15 protein-coding genes and 1 tRNA gene are annotated in these 23,244 nt (G+C 34.6%); 9 read left to right on the forward strand and 7 right to left on the reverse strand.

The window, feature by feature from the left end:
• A tRNA-Gly gene (locus Q7C23_RS22150) sits at nucleotides 1–73 on the reverse strand.
• A 465-nt stretch (nucleotides 74–538) separates the two neighbouring features.
• Between Q7C23_RS22150 and Q7C23_RS22155 the strand changes: the two genes are divergently transcribed.
• Nucleotides 539–2,140 carry a murein L,D-transpeptidase gene (locus Q7C23_RS22155; RefSeq protein ID WP_375034548.1) on the forward strand — a complete coding sequence of 534 codons (1,602 nt, stop codon included), beginning with the start codon at nucleotides 539–541 and terminating at the stop codon, nucleotides 2,138–2,140.
• On the opposite strand, the gene Q7C23_RS22160 is transcribed toward Q7C23_RS22155, so the two are convergent.
• Nucleotides 2,129–2,851, reverse strand: a complete 723-nt coding sequence (locus Q7C23_RS22160) for a murein L,D-transpeptidase catalytic domain family protein (protein ID WP_375034549.1) — start codon at nucleotides 2,849–2,851, stop codon at nucleotides 2,129–2,131. The genes Q7C23_RS22155 and Q7C23_RS22160 overlap by 12 nt on opposite strands.
• Nucleotides 2,852–3,138: 287 nt before the next feature.
• Between Q7C23_RS22160 and Q7C23_RS22165 the strand changes: the two genes are divergently transcribed.
• Both Q7C23_RS22165 and gpmI read left to right on the forward strand, forming a co-directional pair.
• Complete coding sequence (locus Q7C23_RS22165) at nucleotides 3,139–5,568, forward strand: DUF5916 domain-containing protein (protein ID WP_375034550.1); 2,430 nt, start codon at nucleotides 3,139–3,141, stop codon at nucleotides 5,566–5,568.
• Between the two features lie 140 nt (nucleotides 5,569–5,708).
• Nucleotides 5,709–7,226, forward strand: a complete 1,518-nt coding sequence (gene gpmI, locus Q7C23_RS22170; RefSeq protein ID WP_375034551.1) for a 2,3-bisphosphoglycerate-independent phosphoglycerate mutase — start codon at nucleotides 5,709–5,711, stop codon at nucleotides 7,224–7,226.
• A 152-nt stretch (nucleotides 7,227–7,378) separates the two neighbouring features.
• Here the strand turns inward: gpmI and Q7C23_RS22175 are convergent, their stop codons facing one another.
• Nucleotides 7,379–8,632, reverse strand: coding sequence for a DUF445 domain-containing protein (locus tag Q7C23_RS22175; protein ID WP_375034552.1), 1,254 nt, complete (start codon nucleotides 8,630–8,632; stop codon nucleotides 7,379–7,381).
• A 259-nt stretch (nucleotides 8,633–8,891) separates the two neighbouring features.
• Here Q7C23_RS22175 and map point away from each other — a divergent pair, with 259 nt between their 5' ends.
• The 5 genes from map (at nucleotide 8,892) to apaG (ending at nucleotide 15,509) form a co-directional block, all read left to right on the forward strand.
• Nucleotides 8,892–9,710 carry a type I methionyl aminopeptidase gene (gene map / locus Q7C23_RS22180; RefSeq protein ID WP_375034553.1) on the forward strand — a complete coding sequence of 273 codons (819 nt, stop codon included), beginning with the start codon at nucleotides 8,892–8,894 and terminating at the stop codon, nucleotides 9,708–9,710.
• A gap of 21 nt (nucleotides 9,711–9,731) precedes the next feature.
• A complete protein-coding gene (locus Q7C23_RS22185; protein WP_194658053.1) occupies nucleotides 9,732–10,505 on the forward strand; it encodes a class I SAM-dependent methyltransferase in 774 nt (257 codons plus the stop codon).
• Between the two features lie 110 nt (nucleotides 10,506–10,615).
• Nucleotides 10,616–13,516 carry an SNF2-related protein gene (locus Q7C23_RS22190; RefSeq protein ID WP_375034554.1) on the forward strand — a complete coding sequence of 967 codons (2,901 nt, stop codon included), beginning with the start codon at nucleotides 10,616–10,618 and terminating at the stop codon, nucleotides 13,514–13,516.
• Nucleotides 13,517–13,783: 267 nt separating this feature from the next.
• Nucleotides 13,784–15,043 carry a DUF5103 domain-containing protein gene (locus Q7C23_RS22195; RefSeq protein ID WP_375034555.1) on the forward strand — a complete coding sequence of 420 codons (1,260 nt, stop codon included), beginning with the start codon at nucleotides 13,784–13,786 and terminating at the stop codon, nucleotides 15,041–15,043.
• A gap of 79 nt (nucleotides 15,044–15,122) precedes the next feature.
• Nucleotides 15,123–15,509 (forward strand): Co2+/Mg2+ efflux protein ApaG, encoded by a 387-nt coding sequence (gene apaG, locus Q7C23_RS22200; RefSeq protein ID WP_008467225.1) that lies wholly within the window; start codon nucleotides 15,123–15,125, stop codon nucleotides 15,507–15,509.
• A gap of 1 nt (nucleotide 15,510) precedes the next feature.
• Here the strand turns inward: apaG and pdeM are convergent, their stop codons facing one another.
• From pdeM to Q7C23_RS22220, 4 genes are all read right to left on the reverse strand, one after another.
• A complete protein-coding gene (pdeM, locus tag Q7C23_RS22205) occupies nucleotides 15,511–16,143 on the reverse strand; it encodes a ligase-associated DNA damage response endonuclease PdeM (RefSeq protein WP_375034556.1) in 633 nt (210 codons plus the stop codon).
• Nucleotides 16,144–16,153: 10 nt separating this feature from the next.
• A complete protein-coding gene (locus Q7C23_RS22210; RefSeq protein ID WP_375034557.1) occupies nucleotides 16,154–18,613 on the reverse strand; it encodes a ligase-associated DNA damage response DEXH box helicase in 2,460 nt (819 codons plus the stop codon).
• A gap of 106 nt (nucleotides 18,614–18,719) precedes the next feature.
• The gene (locus Q7C23_RS22215; protein WP_375034558.1) at nucleotides 18,720–20,321 is read right to left on the reverse strand and encodes an ATP-dependent DNA ligase; all 1,602 of its coding nucleotides are present in this window, start codon (nucleotides 20,319–20,321) and stop codon (nucleotides 18,720–18,722) included.
• Entirely contained in the window at nucleotides 20,318–21,349 is a 1,032-nt protein-coding gene (locus tag Q7C23_RS22220) for a ligase-associated DNA damage response exonuclease (protein WP_375034559.1), read from the reverse strand. The genes Q7C23_RS22215 and Q7C23_RS22220 overlap by 4 nt, the downstream gene beginning before the upstream one ends.
• 211 nt (nucleotides 21,350–21,560) lie before the next feature.
• On the opposite strand from Q7C23_RS22220, the gene pruA reads away from it, so the two are divergent.
• Nucleotides 21,561–23,186 (forward strand): L-glutamate gamma-semialdehyde dehydrogenase, encoded by a 1,626-nt coding sequence (pruA, locus tag Q7C23_RS22225; RefSeq protein WP_375034560.1) that lies wholly within the window; start codon nucleotides 21,561–21,563, stop codon nucleotides 23,184–23,186.
• Nucleotides 23,187–23,244 lie beyond the last annotated feature (58 nt).

A 23,244-nucleotide genomic window follows, 5' to 3' on the forward strand; every position in this document is an offset into this window, starting at 1 on the left:
AGCGAAAGACGAGGCTCGAACTCGCGACAACCAGCTTGGAAGGCTGGAGCTCTACCAACTGAGCTACTTTCGCATTACTGGTGCAAATATAAAAAATAAGTTCAGTTCAAAACAAGCTTTTTTTCAAAAAAAATGAATAAAAAACAACATTTTATTATAACCTATTTAAAACTAAAAAGTTATACCCGTAATTATTTTTCATAAATTATGATTCAAATTAAAGAAATGGCTTCAAAAGAAACTTATCGCGTTCTTCAACCTGTTCTCAGGAAACGAAAACCCATAAAAAGTTATACCTTCGAAGGTAATGATTCAGAACAACACATAATTTCAGTATTTATAATAATCAAAAATTAACAGGAATTATTTCATAATTTATCTCAAGCAATCCTATATTTGCGAGCCAAAATCTAAGAAATGACCATTTTAAGAAACACGCCAAAATAAAGATCAGCTTAAACTTTAATATATGCCCCTGATTAAACCATTTGATATGAAAGATATTAGTAAACACTATTTGATGTATAAAAAATATAAAATGAGAAATATTTACTTTCTTATCCTCTTCTCTATTTTTGTTTGTTGCAAAAAAGAGGAACCGAAAGTTATTCCTGTAAAAAAAGCAACTCCACCTCCCGCAATCATACTTACCGATGAAAGAACAGTTTCTATTGACACTACCCTGATTGGGGTTTTTAAAAGCAAAACACTTCAGGAATTTTACAATTCTTCCAACAACAAAACCGTTTGGGGAAATCTCAAAAAAAGAACTTATGTTTTATCTCAATTAAAAAATTGTTCTGAACTAGGATTAGATCCAAATGACTACAAATCTGTTACACTTGAAAAATACGAGAAAAGAATCCATAAACTTAACGACAAAGAATTAGCAACATATGACATCTTGCTAACTTACAATTTTGAATTGTACCTGAATCATTTACACAAAGGAAAACTGGATCCTAAAAAAATATACACAGATTGGGATCTCAAAGAAAAAGAACTGGATGTTAATAGTGTTTTGATAAAAGCATTTAACAAAAACAAATTAGATAGTATCGTTGAAAATATCCAGCCAAAATCAGAAACTTATAGAGAGCTTTTAAAGGCACTTGAAATTATTGATACCTATCCCGAGGATGACATTGCAATGATTACTATAGATTCCTTGACAAAGAAAATATCACTAAATGACACCAATGTTGCTTTAATCAACATTAAAAAAAGACTCTTATTCTGGGGAGACATGTCCGGAAAAGATACCTTAAACACTATCTACAATAAAAAAACTTTTGAATCAATAAAAAGATTTCAGGAAAGACACGGCTTAGCAGCTGATGGTGTAATTGGAAAAGGAACAATAAGTGCTCTTAATTATTCGAAAGAAAAAAGAAAGCAACAAATTATTGCCAATTTAGAGCGTTGGCGCTGGTATAACAATGATTTTGCTGAGAACTACTTTATCATCAACATCCCGAATTACAGCCTGAATGTTGTCGAAAGTCAGGACACTACCTTAGTGCGCAATATTGTTGTTGGAACAAGCAAAAGAAAAACACCAATTATCACTTCGGCATTAAAAACGGTGGTTTTTAACCCAACGTGGACCGTTCCGCCAACTATTTTAAAAGAAGATGTGGTTCCCGCCATGAAACGTAATCGTAATTATCTAAAAAATAAAAACATTACTATATACGATACTATGGGCCATGAAGTTGATCCAAGTAAATGGAATGAAAACAAACCTGGTAATTATAAATATGTGCAAAGTCCGGGTTATAATAATTCGTTAGGATTGATGAAAATCCTATTCCCAAATCACCATAGCGTATATCTTCACGACACCAATCATCGCAATATTTTTGGAAGAAATAATCGTTCGTTAAGTTCTGGTTGTGTTCGTATTGAAAATCCACTGGAGCTTGCCGAACATATTTTAAATGACAGTATTTCGACAAATTGGCCGAAAGAAAAAATTGATTCAATTATTGAAACCAAAACCACAACTAACATTAGGATAACAAAAAAATATGCTTTGTATCAATGGTACTGGACAGCCTGGAGCAAAAAAAATCAGCTCATTTTCAGAGCTGATATTTATAATTTAGATTCGGATTTGTATACTCAACTAAGAAATTAGTCTTTCCTCCATCGCAAAACTTCTTGACGGATGGTAGATAAACAAACACGATTTGTTTTTTATAGTTTCGATTATTTTATCTCTCAATTCAAATGGAATTGCAGGACAACCCTGGCTTCTGCCTAATCTTTTATTATTTCTGATGAACGATTCTGAAACATAATCTGCGGCATGCATTACAACTCCTCTTTCGCGAGCGTTGTCATTTACGCCATTTTCTAAACCATCTAAACGAAGAGAAACACCGTGTTTTCCCTGATAAATTTCACCTGTAGCATAAAAACCCAGACTACTTTTATTAGAGGAATTATTGTTTGAAAAATTAGAAGCATACTCTTCACCGGTATTTCTTCCGTGAGCAACCAAAGATTGAAATAAAACAGTGTTTGTAGCCAAATCAATTACCCAAAGACGTTTGGTATTTGATGACAAACTGAAATCAATCAATGTCAGGATATCTTTTTGAACAACTCCTTTTTCTTTCAATAGATAAAATCCTTTTAAGGCTTCAGAGAAAGTTTTAAGTTCAGGCAACTGATAATTGTTTGGATTCAAGGCATGATACACACCTTCAATTTTAGCTTCGACTGTAAGCATTTCAACTTTAGCGATACTTTTGGTTGCTACTTTTTTAGTTTCGGGAGTGCTTTTTGAATCTTTACCAAAAGATAATAACAAAAACACTAGCAGTGGATAAATTTTGTAAATCATTGAATTTCTTTAGGTTAATAACAAATTTGGGTTTGACAAAAATATAAAAAAAATATGCCACACAAAATAAATCCCTGTAAATCAAGGTTGTTTTGTTTAAACTTTAACAGATCAAAAACAAAAAATTAGCAACTTGACGTAAAAATCTTATTTTTACACATTATTTTAACTTTTATTACGTAGCGATATACTTACAATGTTAAAAAGATATAATTTTCAGCTTTTAAAATGTAACATTTCACAGAATTGAATGTCTATATTATCTCAAGAATCCTTCATAATACAAAATGAAAAAAGTTGTTTTCCTTTGTTTTCTCTTCTGTGTATCTTTCGGCTACAGCCAAAAGAAAACCCTGCAAGCACAATCTACCTCGCAGTCCATTATTATTGATGGAAAGCTGGACGAGACAGCTTGGGAAAATACCCCAATAGCTTCTGATTTTATCATGTTTGAACCTGATAATGGAAAACCAATTCCAGAATCTCAAAAAACAGAAATCAAGGTTATCTACAACAATGACGCTATTTACATAGGTGCTATGATGTATGATGCTGAACCGAACAGGATTTTAAAAGAAATTTCGCAACGTGATAATTTTGGGACTGCTGATATTTTTGGCGTTTTCATTAACGGATTTAACGATGGACAACAAAACTTTGAGTTTTTTGTATCTGCAGCTGATGTTCAGGGCGATTGTATAATGACAGATGCCATTGGCGAAGACTATTCCTGGGATGCCGTATGGATTAGCAAAGCCAGAATAACTGATAAAGGCTGGATAGTGGAGATTAAAATTCCATACGCCGCCTTGCGTTTCTCTGCGGAGAATAAACAAACGTGGGGCATTAATTTTTTCAGAGAAATAAAAAGAGAACGCAGAAAGTACACCTGGTCCTTAATTAACACCAAAATTGGAACATTTACCCAACAAAATGGGGAATTAACCGGAATCGAAAATATCAAACCTCCTACCCGATTATTTTTTATGCCGTACGCATCATATTATTTAAACGCTTCAGATAGCCAAAAAACGTACGGAACCATAAAAGGCGGAATGGATATTAAATACGGAATCAACGACGCCTTTACACTCGACGCGATTCTGGTTCCAGATTTTGGACAAACAAAATACGATGATCAGATTTTAAATTTGAGTCCGTTTGAGCAGCAATTCAATGAAAACCGAGCCTTTTTTACCGAAGGAACCGACTTATTTAATAAAGGAAACATCTTTTATTCCAGAAGAATTGGAGGCGCCCCTACTATCGATCCTGAATTAAATGATAACGAAGAAGTATATGAAACAGTACAGAACGTTAATCTTATCAATGCTTTGAAGGTTTCAGGAAGAACCAAAAACGGCTTAGGAATTGGCGTTTTAAATGCGGTTACCGAAAAAACCTTTGCCACTATAAAAGATACTATTTCAGGCGATACAAGAAAAGTAGTGGTCGAACCACTAACTAATTACAATGTTTTGGTTCTAGATCAGCGTTTCCGAAAAAATTCTTCGGTAACTTTTATAAATACAAACGTTACAAGAAACGGACATTATAGAGACGCCAATGTTTCCGGTCTGGCCTGGGACTTGAATACAAAAGCAAATACCTATAATTTATCAGGAAATGTAAAATATAGCACTATCAATCTGGATGAAGATAAAACCGGAGTTTTCTCTACAATTGGTTTTGCCGAAACTACTGGAAAATACCGTTACAGTGTAGGCACTGATTTTGTTACAAAAAGCTACGATCCAAATGATCTCGGAATTAACTTTTACACCAACTATTACAATTTCTATGGAAATGCCAATTATAGAATCCTAAACCCAACAAAGCTCTTTAATAGTTTCAGGATTAACTATAATATGTATACCGAATTCAACAAAGAATCTGGAAAAGTACAAGACAATAATATTGATGTAAATGTAAACCTGAGTACGGTAAAAAATAATTATTATGGTGGCGGAATTACCCTTTTCCCATTGGTATCTCATGATTATTATGAACCCAGAGCAGCAAATCGATATGTTCTTATTCCGCGCAGAATGGAGGCTTGGGGAAGCATTTCTACAAATTACAATCACAAGTTTGCTATAGATATAAATCCGTCAATTGCTATTGCTGATGAGCCTGGACGAATGGCATACGGTTTTGATATCGGACCCAGATATCGCTTTAGTGATAAACTTTTAATGGTCTATACTTTTAGCTTTTTAAGAAAAAACAACAACAAAGGATACATAGACAGCGTTGACGACGACGGTAACCAAAGTACTCCGAAAACTATTGTTTTTGCCAATCGAAATGTAATTACCTACTCCAACACAATTACCGGAAAATATGCTTTAAACAGTGCTATGACACTGAATTTGGCACTTCGCCAATATTGGTCGTATGCTGAAAATAAAGATATTCTTGAATTGCAACAAGATGGAACTTTAACACCTTATCCTCAATACACTGATAATAAGAATTCAAGTTTTTATTCCTGGAATGCTGATTTGTCTTATTCATGGTGGTTTGCTCCGGGAAGTCAGGTTTCCGTTTTATACCGTAATAGTGCCGATAATTTTGAACGCATTATTGACAAGGATTATAAAGACAATGTAACGGCCTTACTTAATACTGACGCCTTAAAACATGTTTTTTCAATAAGTGTTAAATATTTTATTGACTATAACGCTGTCAAAAATAAGCTCAGAAAGAGAGCTTAGCGTGAATTAATTTTAAAAAATAAGTCCTTCTTTAATTAAATTATTATTTTTTCACATACTTCATTTTATTAAACATAAATGTAACATTGCTTTCTTTGCACATTTTAGAAATGGCTTATCTTTGTACAAAACAAAAAGTAATGAACAAAAAAGTTATCCTTATGATTTTAGACGGTTGGGGAAAATCTCCTGACCCTAAAGTATCCGCAATAGACAATGCAAATGTTCCTTTTATAAATAGTCTTTACAAAAATTACCCAAGCGCTCAACTTCGTACGGATGGATTAAACGTAGGTTTACCTGAAGGCCAGATGGGAAATAGCGAAGTGGGACATATGAATCTTGGTGCCGGAAGAATTGTGTATCAGGATTTAGCCAAAATTAACCTTGCCGTAGCACATCAAACATTAGCCAAAGAACAAGTTTTGGTTGATGCTTTTACATACGCTAAAGAAAACGATAAAAAAGTACACTTTTTAGGATTAGTTTCTGACGGAGGTGTTCACTCTCATACTTCTCATTTACGTGGACTAATTGATGCTTCTCAGGAATATGGTTTAGATCAGGTTTATATCCACGCTTTTACAGACGGACGTGACGTTGATCCAAAATCTGGAGCAAAATACATTCATGATTTAGAAGAGCATATTAAAGATACGCCTGTAAAAATAGCTTCGATTGTTGGTCGTTATTATGCAATGGATCGTGACAAACGTTGGGAGCGTGTAAAATTAGCATACGATTTAGTAGTTAACGGTACCGGAATTCCTTCAAAAAATGCGGTAGCTAGTATTCTTGACAGTTATGCACACGATGTAACTGACGAATTTATTGCGCCTATTGTAATGGTTGACGAAGAACAAAAACCTTTGGCAACAATTGTTGAAGGTGATGTTGTAATCTTCTTTAATTTCAGAACTGACAGAGGTCGTGAACTTACAGAAGCACTTTCACAGCAAGACTTTCACGAGCAAAACATGCACAAACTAAACTTGTATTATGTAACGCTTACCAACTACGACGAAACGTATCAAAACGTAAAAGTTGTTTACAATAAAGATAATATTACGGAGACTCTTGGCGAAGTTTTAGAAAAAGCGGGTAAAACACAAATTCGTATTGCTGAAACAGAAAAATATCCACACGTTACCTTTTTCTTTTCCGGCGGAAGAGAAACTCCTTTTGAAGGTGAGTCAAGAATTTTGAGAAATTCTCCAAAAGTGGCTACTTACGATTTACAGCCAGAAATGAGCGCCTATGAACTGACTGCGGCACTTGTTCCTGAATTGAATAAAGGCGAAGTAGATTTCGTTTGTCTGAATTTTGCAAACGGAGACATGGTGGGTCATACCGGAATTATGAGTGCTGCAATCCTGGCATGCGAAGCTGTTGATGCTTGTGTAAAACAAGTTATTGAAGCGGCTCTCGCCAACGATTACACTACAATTGTAATTGCCGATCACGGAAACTGCGAAACAATGATCAATCCTGATGGAAGTCCAAATACAGCACACACAACAAACCCAGTGCCGATTATTTTAGTTGACAAAGATCTTAAAAACATTCAAAATGGTGTATTAGGAGATATTGCCCCAACTATTTTAGAATTAATGGGAGTTCCTCAGCCAAATGCAATGACTTGTCATTCATTATTATAGAAAACCACTTTTTTTTAATAGAAAAAGAGACAAGTCTTTAGATTTGTCTCTTTTTTGTTTTTTATTGATTTTCACCATATAAGTTATATAAGTTCATTTAAGAAGAACATTTAAAAGCATCCCCTACGATTACTTATATGGTTTAAAATTAATCACATTACAAAATAATGATACGTCCATTCGACTGCATAAATTACGAGTCCGATTAAGCCTCCAACTAAAGTTCCGTTGATTCTGATGTATTGAAGATCTTTTCCGATTTCTAATTCTAACTTTTCAGAAACCTCTTTTCCATCCCAGCTTTTTACGGTTGATGAAATTAAATCACCAATTACTTTTTTATTATTCAGAAGCACTGATAACAAATCATTTTTGATGAAATTATTGATTTTGTCAATCATTACAAGATCTTCTTTGATTCCGTTTCCGAAACCCTGTACCAAACTTGAAATATTCTTTTTGATGGAAGATTCATCACCTTTTTCTAAATCATTAGAAATAGATAATTTAATTTCATCCCAAATTCCGTTGATGTAATCCTGGACTTCTTTTTTACCCGCAAAACCTAAAATCAAATTATTGATCTTGATTCTCATTTCTTCAGAGTTTTTGACTTTTTCTAGAAAATCAGCAATATATTCATCTATCTTAATTCTAATTTCGCTTTCCGGTTTTTTAGCTTCGTCCAAAAATTCTTGGAGTCCATTGAAAATACCTTCTGAAATGCTTTTATCTGCCAAACCGAAACTCAAAAAAGGCGTTGAAGCTTTTACTTTTTTCCGAATCAAATCTTTATTATCCTTCAGTTCAGCGCTCATAACCTCCAAAAGATTCGTTAGTAATTGATCTTTTACATTTCCTTTCTGCAAAGGCTCTAATGCCAGTGCGACCCAATCTCCAAAATTTATTGCTTCTAATTTTTCTTTGAACTGAACCTGAATAAATCTTTTTACATCTTCATCTTTTATTGTTCTTAAAATACCCGGGATAATATTCACTGCAACTGCATCAGCAATCTTATTGGCATTCTCTTCCTGGGCAAGCCAGTCTGAAGCTTTTGTTGCGAAATTGAACTCTTCTAATTTAATTTCTAGTTTTTCACGATTCAGAAATTCCTCTGAAACAAAATTTCCCAAGTTCTCTCCAATTTCATTCTTTTTAGTTGGAATAATTGCAGTATGCCAAATCGGGATTCCAAGAGGATGGCGAAATAAAGCTACAACCGCAAACCAATCTGCGATTCCACCAACCATAGCGGCTTCACTAAAAGCCTGCAACATCGGAATCTTAAAATAAATAGCAATTATAAACAGCAACACTGCAACGCCTAAAAGCGATAACGCATTTGCCTTCATTTTCTTTAAAGCTTTTACTTTAACTATATCTAGATCTGTAGAATTTTCCATGATTGTAAGCGTTTTTACTACTAATTTACGTTTTTTATGTTAGATAATAAGCCTAAAAACTTTGAAATCAATAAGAGTAAAAAAAGGTTTTCTACGAATTTCTCTAATTTTTACTAATTTTTTCTTCCGAAAACTATAAAAACAATGAATTCTCAAAATTCAATTTTTTGCTTAAAATTGAATTCGTGCTAATTCGTGAAATTCGTGTCAAAAAAATAATTTTAAAATTGTACTTTTGCGAACTGAAAATCTGAAAAATATGATTATCCAAAAAAGTAGAGAAGAAATCGAATTAATGCGTGAAAGTGCTTTGATCGTATCTAAAACATTAGGAATGATTGCTTCTGAAATTAAAGAAGGAGTTACCACATTATATCTTGACAAATTAGCCGAGGAATTTATTCGTGATCACGGTGCAGTACCAAGTTTCCTTGGATTGTATGATTTCCCGAATTCTCTTTGTATGAGCCCGAATGCACAGGTTGTACACGGAATTCCTAATAACACCCCTTTGAAAAGCGGAGACGTAATTTCAGTAGATTGTGGCGCGTTCAAAAATGGATATCACGGTGATCATGCTTATAGTTTCGAAATTGGAGAAGTTGCCCCGGAAGTTAAAAAACTTTTGAAAGTAACTAAAGAATCTCTTTATGTAGGTATCAGAGAATTTAAAGCTGGAAATCGCGTTGAAGATGTTGGAAATGCGATTCAAAAATATACTGAGTCTCACGGTTATGGTGTGGTTCGCGAATTGGTAGGTCACGGTTTAGGGCAAAAAATGCACGAAGAGCCAGAAATGCCAAACTACGGAAAACGTGGTCGTGGAAAACTTTTTGTTGAAGGGATGGTTGTTGCGATCGAACCTATGATCAATATGGGAACCAGAAACATCAAACAATTAAAAGACGGCTGGACAATTTTAACTGCTGACGGAAAACCAAGTGCACATTTCGAACACGATGTAGCGCTAATTGATGGAAAACCAGAATTATTATCGACTTTCCAATACATATACAAAGCATTAGGAATCGAAAGCAATGAAGAAGACGAATTCAGAAAAGTGCCTTTAGTATTATAATTACAACCCGAATCTAGCCCTGTGAAAAAACTTTTTAAACTAGTACTTAATACAATACCACGTCCATTATTAATTCGTTTGAGTTATGTGGCTCGTCCAATTTTGGCTTTATCTTTAAAAGGGGACAAATTTACTGACCCTATCGACGGAAAGAGTTTCAGATCGTTTTTACCTTACGGATACGGAAAACAACGTAATAATGTGCTTTCGCCAAGTACACTTTCACTAGAAAGACACCGTTTACTTTGGTTGTATTTAAACGATCAGACTGATTTTTTTACAGCGCCAAAAAAAGTGCTTCACTTTGCACCGGAACAAGCTTTTTATAAATTATTCCGCAAGCAAAAAAATCTTGATTATACCACAACCGATTTGTTTTCGCCTTTAGCAGATGTAAAAGCAGACATCTGTAATTTGCCTTTTAAAGACAACGAATATGATGTCATTTTGTGTAATCACGTTTTAGAACATATTCCGGATGATACAAAAGCAATGCAGGAATTATTCCGAGTTTTAAAACCGGGAGGAATGGCAGTTTTGCAAATTCCACAGGATTTATCGAGAGAAGTTACTTTTGCTGATGATTCGATAACAGACCAAAAAGAACGTGCTAAAATATTTGGACAATATGATCACGTGCGCATTTATGGCCGCGATTATTTTGACAAATTAAGAAGCATTGGTTTTATCGTAATCGAAGAAGATTACACCAATAAAATTGCACCAGAATTAGTAGAAAAATATTGTCTGGCAAAAGGAGAAATTATTCCACTTTGCTTTAAACAGGAAAACTAATTTTTCCCCACCCTGTAAGTTCATTTTAAAAGTTTTCAAATTATTAATTATTTTGAAAACTTTTTACTTTTTAGTCCATCCAAAATTACAACCAAACCACAACCCTACTCTTGGAACCAAAATCATTTCAGTTTTGTTTTGACATCAGTTTTGAAAAAAACCTGAATACTTACATCCCAACAGCCTACATTGTTGAGAATACTACTGACATTAAATATTTAGACAAAAAAGCAAGTACAGATGTTCTTGAAAGTTTTGGAATTATCTATGAAAATTTAGAGACCAATACAAAAAAAATACTGACTGTTTGCGAATCTTTAAAGCCTGACTTTATTTTCAAAAAATTCAGTGCCAAAATCAAATCGGCAAAAACAATTGCAGATTTACAAAAAGATTCCAAAATTGATTTTGCCATTCGTCAGCATTTAAAATTTAACCTGGAATCCTTTTACAATCTAATTGTAAAAGAACAATTTCCTCTATCTGCCAATATGAGTGCAGAAAAGGATTTTTATCGTTGGAGAGTCAACACAACTCCGTTAGATTTTGAACCTCAAATTCAATTTGATAAACATCAAGAAGGAATTACTTATACCTTATCTTTAAAAGAAAACGAAACTTCATTTTTACCAATGAATAAAAGTGTCGATATCCTTCTGGACGAACCGGGCTGGTTAGTTATCGATAAAAAATTAGGACAGTTAAAAGACCTTAATTCTAAAAAGCTTCAGCCTTTTTTAAAGAAGAAATCAATCGAAATACCTTCAAAATTAGTTGATAATTATTTTAAGAATTTTATTCCTGAAATAGCCAAAAAAATCGACATCGATGCGACTGGTTTCGAAATTGAACTTCGGGACAAAATTATTTCCTGTACCATTCAGCCTGTTTATGATTTCTTTAAAAACTGCTATTACCTCAACCTTTATTTTGATTATAACGGCTATTCATTTGACGCTAGTAAAACTAAAAAGACCCATTCATTTGTTGATTTTGGCATTATCAATGAGCCAAAAATAATTCAGTTTAAACGAAGTGTTGAAGAGGCTTTGTATACAGACAAATTACTTGAACTTGGTTTACTAAAAATCAAAAATAATTTATTTGGATCGAATTCAGAGGCTGAAATTCATGATCCTTATGCCAATATTCAATTTGTTATTGATCGCAAAGAAGAGCTGGAAAGTTTAGGTTTTATCATCCAAAATCTGAAATTAGAAAGCAAAGAAATCATTACTGATAGTCATACTGTTTTTGCTTCAAAAGAAGAAACAAAAGAAGATTGGTTTGACATCAAAATAATAATTAGTGTTGGAATTTTTACGATCAATTTCAGTGAAATTATTCCGAATATAAAAAGCAAAGAAAGACTCTTTTTATTGCCTGACGGAAACTACTTTCTGATTCCGCTGGAATGGCTCAGTAAATACAGTTCGCTGGCCAAATTAGCCAAAACAGAAAATGAAAATCTTCTTTTGCGTAAAAGTAATTTTACCGCTTTAGATACGATTCCCGAAATTAAAAATGATGTCATTCAAAAAGCAGAATATACCGCTTCTGATTTGCTGAAAGCAACTTTAAGACCTTATCAGATTGAAGGTGTAAAATGGCTTTTAGGTCACTTCAATTCGAATTTAGGAGCTTGTCTGGCTGATGATATGGGACTTGGTAAGACATTACAAACTCTGGCCGTACTGGTTGCTGTACAAGAACAATTAGGTTTTACAACTAAAACCTCAAATTTTGATTTGTTTGCAAACGAAACTACTATTGAAAGAGAACCGTTAAAAACGCTAATTGTTTTACCTTCTTCATTGGTTTTTAACTGGCATAATGAAGCTGCAAAATTTACACCGCATTTTTCAAAAATGCAATATGTTGGTAATGACAGGAAACTGTTAGCAAACAGATTAGCCTCAACAGATTTGATTTTTACCAGTTATAGTATTGTACATCGAGATATTTCAATTTTAGAAAAATACAATTTCCGTTATTTAATTTTAGACGAGAGTCAATACATAAAAAATAAAAATTCTAAGATTTTTAAAGCCATTAATAAAATAAATACGGCTCATAAAATCGCACTTAGTGGTACGCCTATCGAAAACTCATTGGACGATTTATGGTCCCAAATGCAATTTATAAATCCGGATATTTTGGGAACCTATAATTTTTTCGCAGAAAACTTTAAAATTCCGATTGAGAAAAAGCAGGACGAGAATAGTTTAGCTGAATTGAAAAATTTGGTTCAGCCTTATATTTTGCGACGAACAAAAGAACAGGTTTTAAAAGATTTACCGGAATTAACAGAGCAGATTTATTATTGTGATATGGATCCTGAACAGGAAAAATTATACGAGCAAGAAAAATCAAAAGCTCGTAATTTCCTATTAAAAACAGATGGAACAAGTCCTGATAAAATTAGCATTATCAATACTTTGATGAAGTTAAGACAGCTGAGTAATCATCCAAAAATGGTTGATCAGGAGTCGGAAATTGATTCGGGGAAATATATTGCCGTCACTAATTATCTCGAAAATTTAGTTAAAGGAAAACAAAAGACTATCATTTTCAGCTCCTTTGTTACTAATTTGAATTTTTACACAGATTGGTGTAAGGAAAACAAAATACAGTATTGCGAAATTACAGGCGAAACTCCAGCCGGTAAAAGAGAACAACAGGTAAAACAATTTCAGGAAAAAGAAGAGCCTTTATTATTTTTTATTTCACTTAAGGCCGGTGGCGTTGGGTTGAATATCACCAAAGCTTCTTATGTTTTATTTTTAGATCCGTGGTGGAATCCTTTCGCAGAAAAACAAGGAGTTGGACGAGCGCACCGAATTGGACAATTAAACAAAGTAAATGTTATCCGCTTTATTTCGAAAAATACAGTAGAAGAAAAAATAATCAAACTGCAGGAAAACAAAAAGCTGTTGTCTGACTCGCTTTTGGAGGAAAGTTATATCAACGATGAAATCGAAGTTAATTTGAAATACATACTAGGTTCATAACAAATTGTTCTTAAAACCAATAAAACGTCTTATTTTTCGTTGTATAAATTGTTATATTTACAATCTTGCAAACACTTTGAGTGTCATTTAAACACATAGATACCATAGGTTTTTCTGTTTTTAAAAGAGTGCAAAAGAGAAATATATTTCTCACACATAGCTGACTTTGTGTCTTTAAAATAAGTGAAACGCTTTTTTTTTGCGATTCCATCTATGTTTCTATGTGTTTAACAAATTACGCGTAACGAGTTCATACAACTTAAAAAGATGTCAAAATTTTTGTTTCAAAGTTTACTTTTACTTTTCATTTTTACTTCGGCGAAAGCCCAGGAAGTACAAACCGAAGTTATTCCACCCTATAATATCAAAACTGTTTCATTTATTCAAAATGGAAGTAATGTAGTGCCGATTTTCGAGTTGGGCTCAACATTTCAATTGCAATTTGATGATTTGTTTGGGAATGAAGCCAATTATTATTTTGATGTAATTCATTGCGACTATAACTGGATTCCGACTGACATCCCGAAGACCGATTATGTTCGTGGTTTCGACAATCAGCGAATAACCGACTACTCCAATTCTTTCAATACTTTACAGGCTTTTTCTCATTATCGTCTTTCTTTTCCGAACCAGTTTACCACACAATTGCTAATTTCAGGCAATTATATGTTGCGAATTTTGAACGAAGACAGAGAAGTTGTTTTCTCCAGAAAGTTCATTTTATTCGAAAATCATTCAACAGTTGGGGCTTTAGTAAAACGCAGCCGAAACCTCAGCAATATTGATTACAAACAAAATCTGGAATTTACAGTACTTTCCAACGACATTGTTTTTCAGACGCCTCTGCAGAATGTAAAAGTGCTTTTAATGCAAAATGGAGACTTTAATACTACGATCAAAAATATTCCTCCACAATATACCATTGGTAACCAAATGGTATACAAATATGATAAGGAGACGCAATTTTGGGCTGGAAATGAGTTTTTATATTTTGAAAATAAAGACATTCGCGCGGCGAGTAATAATGTCGCAAAAGTAGGCTCGGCAAACGATATTTACAGTTCCTTTTTATACACCAGCCAGGCGAGGGCAAATCAAATTTATACTTTATATGAAGACGTAGACGGAAATTTTGTTGTGAAGAACATCAATGGTTCCAACCAGGAAATCGAAGCAGATTATGCCTGGGTTTATTTCAGTCTTTCGGCCCCGGCATTTCGTTTAAACAAAGACATTTATATTGTTGGAATGTTCAATAATTACAGCTTATCTCCAGAATATAAAATGGATTATGATGAAAAAAAAGGAGTTTACGAAAAAGCCGTCATGATCAAACAGGGTTTTACCAATTTTGAGTATCGTGTTGCCGATAAAAAGGGCGTGATTGAATATGAAAATGCGATCGACGGTAATTTCTATCAAACAGAAAACGAGTACACTATCCTGGTTTATTACAAACATAGTTCAGATCGATACGAAAGAGTAATTGGAAAAGGAAACGCAAACTCTATAAATATCACCAATTAAAACATTGTTAAAGGATTTCTTTGAACGATTTTTTTTCGTAAGTTTGCATCTATAACACACACATATATACTACGTTAGTATGGTTTCTCAGATTACACGAGGCATAAAAATTTCTGTTTTAACTAGTTTTGAAGGTACTTACTTCAAGAACTACAAGATTCATTTTGCCTTTAGTTATGTAGTTACGATTGAAAACCACAGCAAAGATTCAGTACAATTAACTTCTCGTCACTGGGAAATATTTGACTCTCTTAACGATTTAGAAGTTGTTGACGGAGAAGGTGTTATTGGTAAAAAACCAGTTTTAAAACCTGGAGAAAACCATACTTATAGCTCCGGTTGTTTACTTTCATCTCCTTACGGAGCAATGAAAGGTCATTTTAATATGATCAATTTTACTACTACCAAAACATTCAAAGTTATTGTTCCTACTTTTAGAATGTGTGCTCCTTTTGCTTTGAATTAATTCAACGTTTTATTTCTATTACTTCTTCTTTTGTAATCGCGTAGATCTGATCGTTTTCTTCGGGAATCAAATAAAAGTTACCTGTAAATTCTCCAAAAGAAGGAAAAATCATTTGATTTGGTTTTCTAAAAAAACACGATAAACTCAAAAACTGTCTACCCATTCCCTTCAATTTAACTCCAGGATGAATGTGCCCGCAAAAATTAAATAAATCTGCTCTTTCTGATGGATGATGGGTCAGCAAAAAATCATGAATAATCAATTCGGGATAAACGTCAATATTCAAATCAATATAATACTGTTTTGAAATTATATCGTGATTACCTTCAATCAAAATAATTTTCTGAAAATGTGTTTTTGTCCATTCTGAAAAAAAATTCCATTCATTATTGATTTTGCTGTGGAATAAATCTCCTAAAAAAATAATAGTTTCAGAATCAAATAATTCTAAAACGGCATTTAATCTGGCAAAATTTTCTAAAATAGCCTTTTCAGGAATCGCCATTCCGTGTTTTCTAAAATGTCCAATCTTTCCCAAATGCAAATCAGAAATAAAAAGTATTTTTTTTTCTTGCCAAAAAGCGGCGCCCGATTGGTGTAAAACGAAATTGTGATTGTTGATCGTAATCTTCATATTTTATTCCTTATTTCATATAACTCGCCGTCATCTTTTTAATTCTTTCCTGTAAAGTTTCGCTGGATATTTTTTCTCTAAGACGATCTGTGATTATTGGAAAACTAAATGGCGTTGGCTTTTTGCATTGTTTCCAAACAATATTCTGCCTGTTGATTCTTTCCATTGCCTGAATCAAACGCCCTTCTTCCAATTGATGTTCGAACGTTTCTATAAAAGCCTGCTGCAGCAATAAATTATCAGGCTCGTGATCGCGAAAAACTTCAAAAAGTAATTGCGATCCGCTTTGCAAATGTCTTGTTTTTATTGGTTTTCCCGGCATTCCTGTAAAAACCAATCCTGCAATAACAGCAATATCCCTAAATTTTCTGCGCGCCATTTCGGTTGAATTGAGGCTTTTTTGCAAATCATGATGAACATATTCTGTTGTAAATAAATCATTATCAAACACCGCTTCCATATCAATTTCCTGATCCGATAACAGCTCAAATCCGTAGTCATTATACGCCAAAGAAAATGTAATCGGCGAAAGCAAACTAATGCGATATGAAATCAAACTTGCCAATGCTTCGTGCACATAACGCCCTTCAAAAGGATAAAAAATAGCATGAAAACCTTCACGCGTTTTAAAGGTTTCTATTAAAAATTCATCGTCACTAGGAACTATACTTTCTTTTCGTTGTCTTTCAAAAAGTGGTTTCAATGCTTTTAATTCAGGTGATAAACTTTCTGTATTTGCGGCATACAATTCCTCGCGCAGCAATTCGCTCATTTGTGCAGATAAAGTCATTCGCCCGCCCATCCAGCTTACAACTCGAGAAGCTTTTTTCGGATCTGCTTTTCGAACCAAAACCTGCATATTCTTCACACGAAATAATTCCAGTCTTTTTCCGGCAAAGGTAAAAACATCTCCGGGTTGTAATTTTGAAGCAAACCATTCTTCAATCGAACCAATATAACCGCCACTTAAAAACTTAACGTTTAGCGCCGCATCGCCAACAATTGTCCCAATTTGCATTCGATGATGCATCGCAATAAGTCGGCTGTTGATTTTAAAACGTCCGTCTTCTTCAATCTCTACTTTTTTATATTCATCATAAGCTTGTAAACTCTGACTTCCATTGGTAATAAAATTCAAAATCCAATTCCAATTTTCTTTAGTAATATTTTGAAAGCAGAAGGTTTGTTTGACTTCTTCAAAAATTTCATTTGGAAAAAATCCATCTGAAACCGCTAAAGTATTGAGATATTGTACCAACACATCCCAACTATTCAGATATGGCATTCGATCTTCGACGACCGTTTTGGCAACCGCTTTTTTCAACACCGAAGCCTCAATCAATTCCATCGCATGTGTAGCGAGAAAATAAATAACACTTTCTTTTCCAGGCTGATGACCGCTTCTTCCGGCTCTTTGTAAAAATCGCGCGACACCTTTTGGCCCGCCAACCTGAATAATCGTTTCAACAGGAGCAAAATCAACACCAAGATCTAAACTTGACGTACAAACAACCACTTTTAATTCTTCATCTCTTATGGCATTTTCTACCCATAAACGTGTTTCTCTGCTTATACTTCCGTGATGCATTGCCATATCGCCGGCAAATTCAGGATATTTTTCTAAAAGTGCCTGAAACCACATTTCGCAAGCGGAACGCACATTGGTAAAAATTAAAGTTGTTTTACTTTTTCTGACGATTTTCGCCACCTCATCAATCAAGTGCAACCCCATGTGCCCGCGCCATGGGTAACTCTCCATTTTTTCTGGAAAGATTGATTCTATTTTTATTTTTTTGTTGATATGTGCTTTAATTAAAACCGAATTTTCATACGCCTCAGAATTAACTCCTAACAATACTTGTCGCGCTAATTCGAGATTTCCAATGGTGGCGGAAATTCCCCAAATTTTCATTTTTGGTGCAACTGTTTTTAATCTTGATAAAGCCAGTTCCATTTGTACACCGCGCTTTGTACCTAATAATTCATGCCATTCATCAACAACAATAGCAGAACAATTGGCAAAAGTTTTAGCAAACTCTTTTGAGGCTAAAAGCAGCTGTAAACTTTCAGGAGTTGTAATAAGTAAATCCGGCATTTTTTTGCTCTGTTTTGTTCTTTCACTTTGCGAAGTATCTCCGGAACGAATTCCAACAGTCAACGGCAAATCTAAATCTGTAATAATTCGTTCAGCAGCTTGCTTTATTTCTACAGAAAGGGCTCGCAAAGGCGTAATCCAGATTGCTTTTAATCCGTGTTTGTGCTTCGTTTTATAATCAGGATTTGTTTTGATGTAATCGAGAACGATAGGAAACCATAAGGCATAAGTTTTTCCGCTGCCGGTTGGAGCGTTTAACAAACCGTTTTTGCCTTGCAGAAATGCAGTCCAGGTTTGGGTTTGAAATGGAAAAGATTTCCATCCCTGATCCTTGAACCAAGTTTCTGCAATTGTGTATAGTCCTTCTCTGTTCATTTTTTTTATACGATTCAAAGTTGCAAAGGCTCAGAGGGACAAAGTTTAGCTGTTTCTTAAAGTTTTTTTTTCTTTGAAACTCTGTTGCTTTGAATCTCTGAACCTTTTACGAAATCATACTTTTTAAATCTTCAATTGAATTGGCGTCTTCAATTTTTTTATCGTGTCGCCATCTTAAGATTCTTGGAAATCTTGTTGCAACACCGCTTTTATGTCTTTTGGAAAGTGCTATTCCTTCAAAACCAATTTCGAAAACTAATTTTGGCGTTACACTTCGAACTGGGCCAAAACGTTCTAAAGTATTTTTTTTGATAAAATCATCCACTTTCCTGAATTCTGCATCCGTTAAACCGGAATAGGCTTTCGCGAAAGTGACCAGTTCTTTTTCCTCTTTTTCATTTATTTGCCAAAGTGCAAAAGTATAATCGGTAAAGAGATTCGATCTTCGTCCATGACCGCGCATCGCATAAGTCAAAACGGCGTCGATTACCAAAGGTTCAATTTTCCATTTCCACCAATCCCCTTTTTTCCGTCCAACCTGATAAGTTGAATCGTTGCGTTTTATCATCAAACCTTCACTTTTCATTTCACGCGCACGCATCCTTTCGGCTGCGACATCTTCCCAGGAATGAAGCAAAACTCTTTCTGATAATTGAAAGCTTTTAGTTTTATCTTTTATCGAATCGTATAATTGCTCTAATAATAATCTACGTTCTGAATAAGGTAAATTTCTAATATCCTGACCTTCCCATTCTAAAATATCATATGCTTTTAAAATTACGGGAACTTTTTCGAGTAAACTTACTGATAGTGTTTTGCGTCCAATTCGGGTTTGCAAATCATTAAAAGTTCCGATTTCTCCTTCGGGAAAAGCTAAGATTTCAGCATCAATGACAGTTCCGTTTGGAATCAAATTAACAAAAGATTGAAACTCCGGATATTTATCGGTAACCATCTCCTCGCCTCTTGACCAGACGTAAATTTCGCTTTCTCGGATGATCGTCTGTGACCTGATTCCATCCCATTTATGTTCGACGGACCAATCTTCGGGATTTCCTAAATTATCAACCTCGCCTTCAATTGGATACGCCAGATAAAACGGATAGGGTTTCGATAAATAATCGCTGTCCTTTTCATCCAAAATCAATTCCTGAAAAGTGATGGTGTTGGGATCCCAATTCCCCATTAATTTGTATGCCAAAGCATCTTCATCAACATCTTCTGCTTTTGATAAAGCTCTGGTCATTAATTTTTGGCTTACGCCGATTCTAAAACTTCCTGTAATTAATTTGGTAAAAACAAAACGTTCGTAATAATTTAACGCCAGCCAGTTATCCTGTAAATATTCCTTTTTCTCCGGATCTGATTTCTTTTTTAAGGCAATAATTTCCTGAAGATATTCGGTTAAACTTTTGTCAGAATGTTCTTTTGTAGTGGGAATTATCAACGCAATCGTTTCTGCCAAATCGCCCACAATATGATAACTTTCTTCAAAAAGCCATAGTGGAATATTAGCCAATTCATTTGCCCAAATTCGCAATAAAGTTGTATTAACCGGTCTCGGCGGACGACGGTGCGACAGAATAGCAATCGTCCATACTTTATCTTCCTGCGATGCATTTTTAAAATACGTCGTCAAAGCATCCACTTTTACATTCGTTTTATTTGAACTGTCTAGCGTTTTTATAAGTTGGGCAAAGTTTTTCATTGTTGGATTTCTTTTTCTACTTCAACTTCCTTTTCCATTTCTGCCGCTTCTCCTTCATATTGTGTTTTCTCCGTTCTGGCATCGTAACCCAATTCTCTTAGATATTTAGAAAAAATATCGGTATAACCGTGCGTGCAAATTATTTTTTCTGCGCCAGTTGCTTTTATACTATCCAATAATGAAAACCAATCGCAATGGTCGCTCAAAACAAAACCTTTGTCAATCGCGCGTCTGCGTCTGGCTCCGCGAAAAGCCATCCACCCACTAGCTGAACCGGTCACAAACGGAGTCATTTTTCTGATCCAGATACTTCCATGCGCGCTTGGCGGTGCGAGGACGATATTTCCCAATAAATCTTCTTTTTTAGTTTCACGTGTTACTAATGTTGTAGGTGGAAAATCAACCATCGGGCGTAAAACATTTGTCATGTTTTCGATAGCGCCATGTGTATAAATCGTTCCGATATCAGTATCAAGATATTTTAAGAGTCTTTGCGCCTTACCGAGAGAATATCCAAAAAGAATAGATGTTTTTCCTTCTGCTTTATTTTCTGCCCACCAATTATTTATTTCTGTAATTACTTCAACTTGTGGCGTCCAGTTAAAAGCCGGTAAACCAAAAGTACATTCGGTTATAAAAGTGTCACATTTTACAACCTCATAGGGAACCGAGATACCATCATCTTCGGTTTTATAATCGCCCGTAAAAACCCAAACTTCTCCTTTATGTTCTACCCGAATTTGAGAACTTCCAATAATATGCCCGGCAGGGTGCAGAGAAAATTTCACATTGTTGATTACAAAGGTTTCACCCCATTCTTTTCCCGTAACATTTATTTCGCCCAACCGATGTCGAATTATCGGGATATTAGTATGGTGTGTTATATAATTTTGATGTCCCCAGCGTGCATGGTCAGAATGTCCGTGCGTAATGATAGCGTTTTTTACCGGCCGCCATGGATCAAGATAAACATCAGCTTGTTGGCAGTAAATTCCGTTATCGTTAAAAGCTAAGAGTGGGATGTTCATATTGTCATCATTTTTAATATTGATAAACCTTTTTGGCACATTTTGGCACATTCCATCAAATTTAACTATTTACCACTCAAGCCGTTTTACAGTTTCACTGGATTAGTTTATTAAATTTCAACTTTTTAATATTGTATTGTGATATAATCAAATTATCATTTGTACTTTTGTCAAAAATTAGACATTTCGTAATTTTAAAATAATTTATCCCATGTTAAAAGGATTCTTTCATGTACCAAAAGCGGTAAACGAACCTGTAAAAGGTTATGCACCAAACTCGCCAGAAAAAGCAGCTGTTCAGGCAGCTTACACTACAATGTGGAACTCAAAAATTGATGTACCATTATACATTGGAAGTGAAGAAATCAAAACTGGAAATACAAAAACAATTTCAGCTCCACACGATCATAAACATATCGTTGGAACCTATCATTTAGCTGAAAAACAACATATTGAAAAAGCGATTGCAAATGCTCTTGAATCAAGAACTGCATGGGCAAACATGGCATGGGAACAACGTGCTGCTATTTTCTTAAAAGCTGCTGAACTTATTGCAGGTCCATACAGAGCTCGTATCAACGCTGCTACAATGATTGGACAATCTAAAAATATTCACCAGGCAGAAATTGATGCTTCTTGTGAATTAATTGACTTTTTACGTTACAACGTAGAGTTCATGACACAAATTTACAACGATCAGCCAAAATCTGATTCTTCTGTTTGGAACCGTTTAGAATACAGACCTCTTGAAGGATTTGTTTATGCTATTACTCCTTTCAACTTTACTGCTATTGCTGCAAACCTTCCTGCAAGTGCTGCTATGATGGGTAACGTTGTAATCTGGAAGCCAAGTGATAGCCAGATTTTCTCTACAAAAATCATCATCGAAGTTTTCAAAGAAGCTGGTGTTCCTGATGGCGTTATCAACGTTGTTTTTGGAGACGCTTTAATGATTACGGATACTGTTTTAGCAAGCCGTGACTTCGCTGGAGTTCACTTTACAGGATCAACTCACGTATTTAAAGATATCTGGGCTAAAATTGGTGCAAACATCCACAACTATAAAACATATCCAAGAATCGTTGGAGAAACTGGTGGTAAAGATTTTATCATTGCACACCCAAGCGCTAACGTAAAACAAGTGACCACAGGTATTACTCGTGGTGCATTTGAATTTCAAGGACAAAAATGTTCTGCAGCTTCAAGAGCTTATATTCCACAAAGTTTATGGCCAGCTGTAAAAGAACAATTAATTGCTGATGTAAAATCTATGAAAATGGGTTCTCCTGAAGATTTTGGAAACTTTATTACAGCAGTTATTCACGAAGGTTCTTTTGATAAATTAGCTAGTTATATCGACCAGGCTAAAAAAGATGCTGACGCAGAAATTATTGTTGGTGGAAATTATGATAAATCTGTAGGTTACTTTATTGAGCCAACAGTTATTGTAACTACAAACCCAAAATATACTACAATGGAAACCGAATTATTCGGACCAGTAATTACTATATACGTTTACGAAGATGCAAAATGGGAAGAGACTTTAGAATTAGTTGATACTACTTCTGAGTACGCTTTAACAGGAGCTGTATTTAGTCAAGATCGTTATGCTATTGAAGTAGCTACTACGAAATTGCAAAATGCTGCTGGTAACTTCTACATCAACGATAAACCAACAGGAGCTGTTGTTGGAATGCAGCCTTTTGGTGGAGCAAGAGCTTCAGGAACTAACGACAAAGCAGGTTCTGCATTGAACTTATTGCGTTGGGCTTCTCCAAGAACAATCAAAGAAACTTTTGTAACTCCGGAAGATTACAGATATCCTTTCTTAGGATAGTCTTAAAGTTGGAAAGTCGAAAGTCTTAAAGTCAATATAAAGCCGAATCTAAATTTAG

This window comes from Flavobacterium sp. LAR06 (genome assembly GCF_041946075.1).
Classification (GTDB): domain Bacteria; phylum Bacteroidota; class Bacteroidia; order Flavobacteriales; family Flavobacteriaceae; genus Flavobacterium.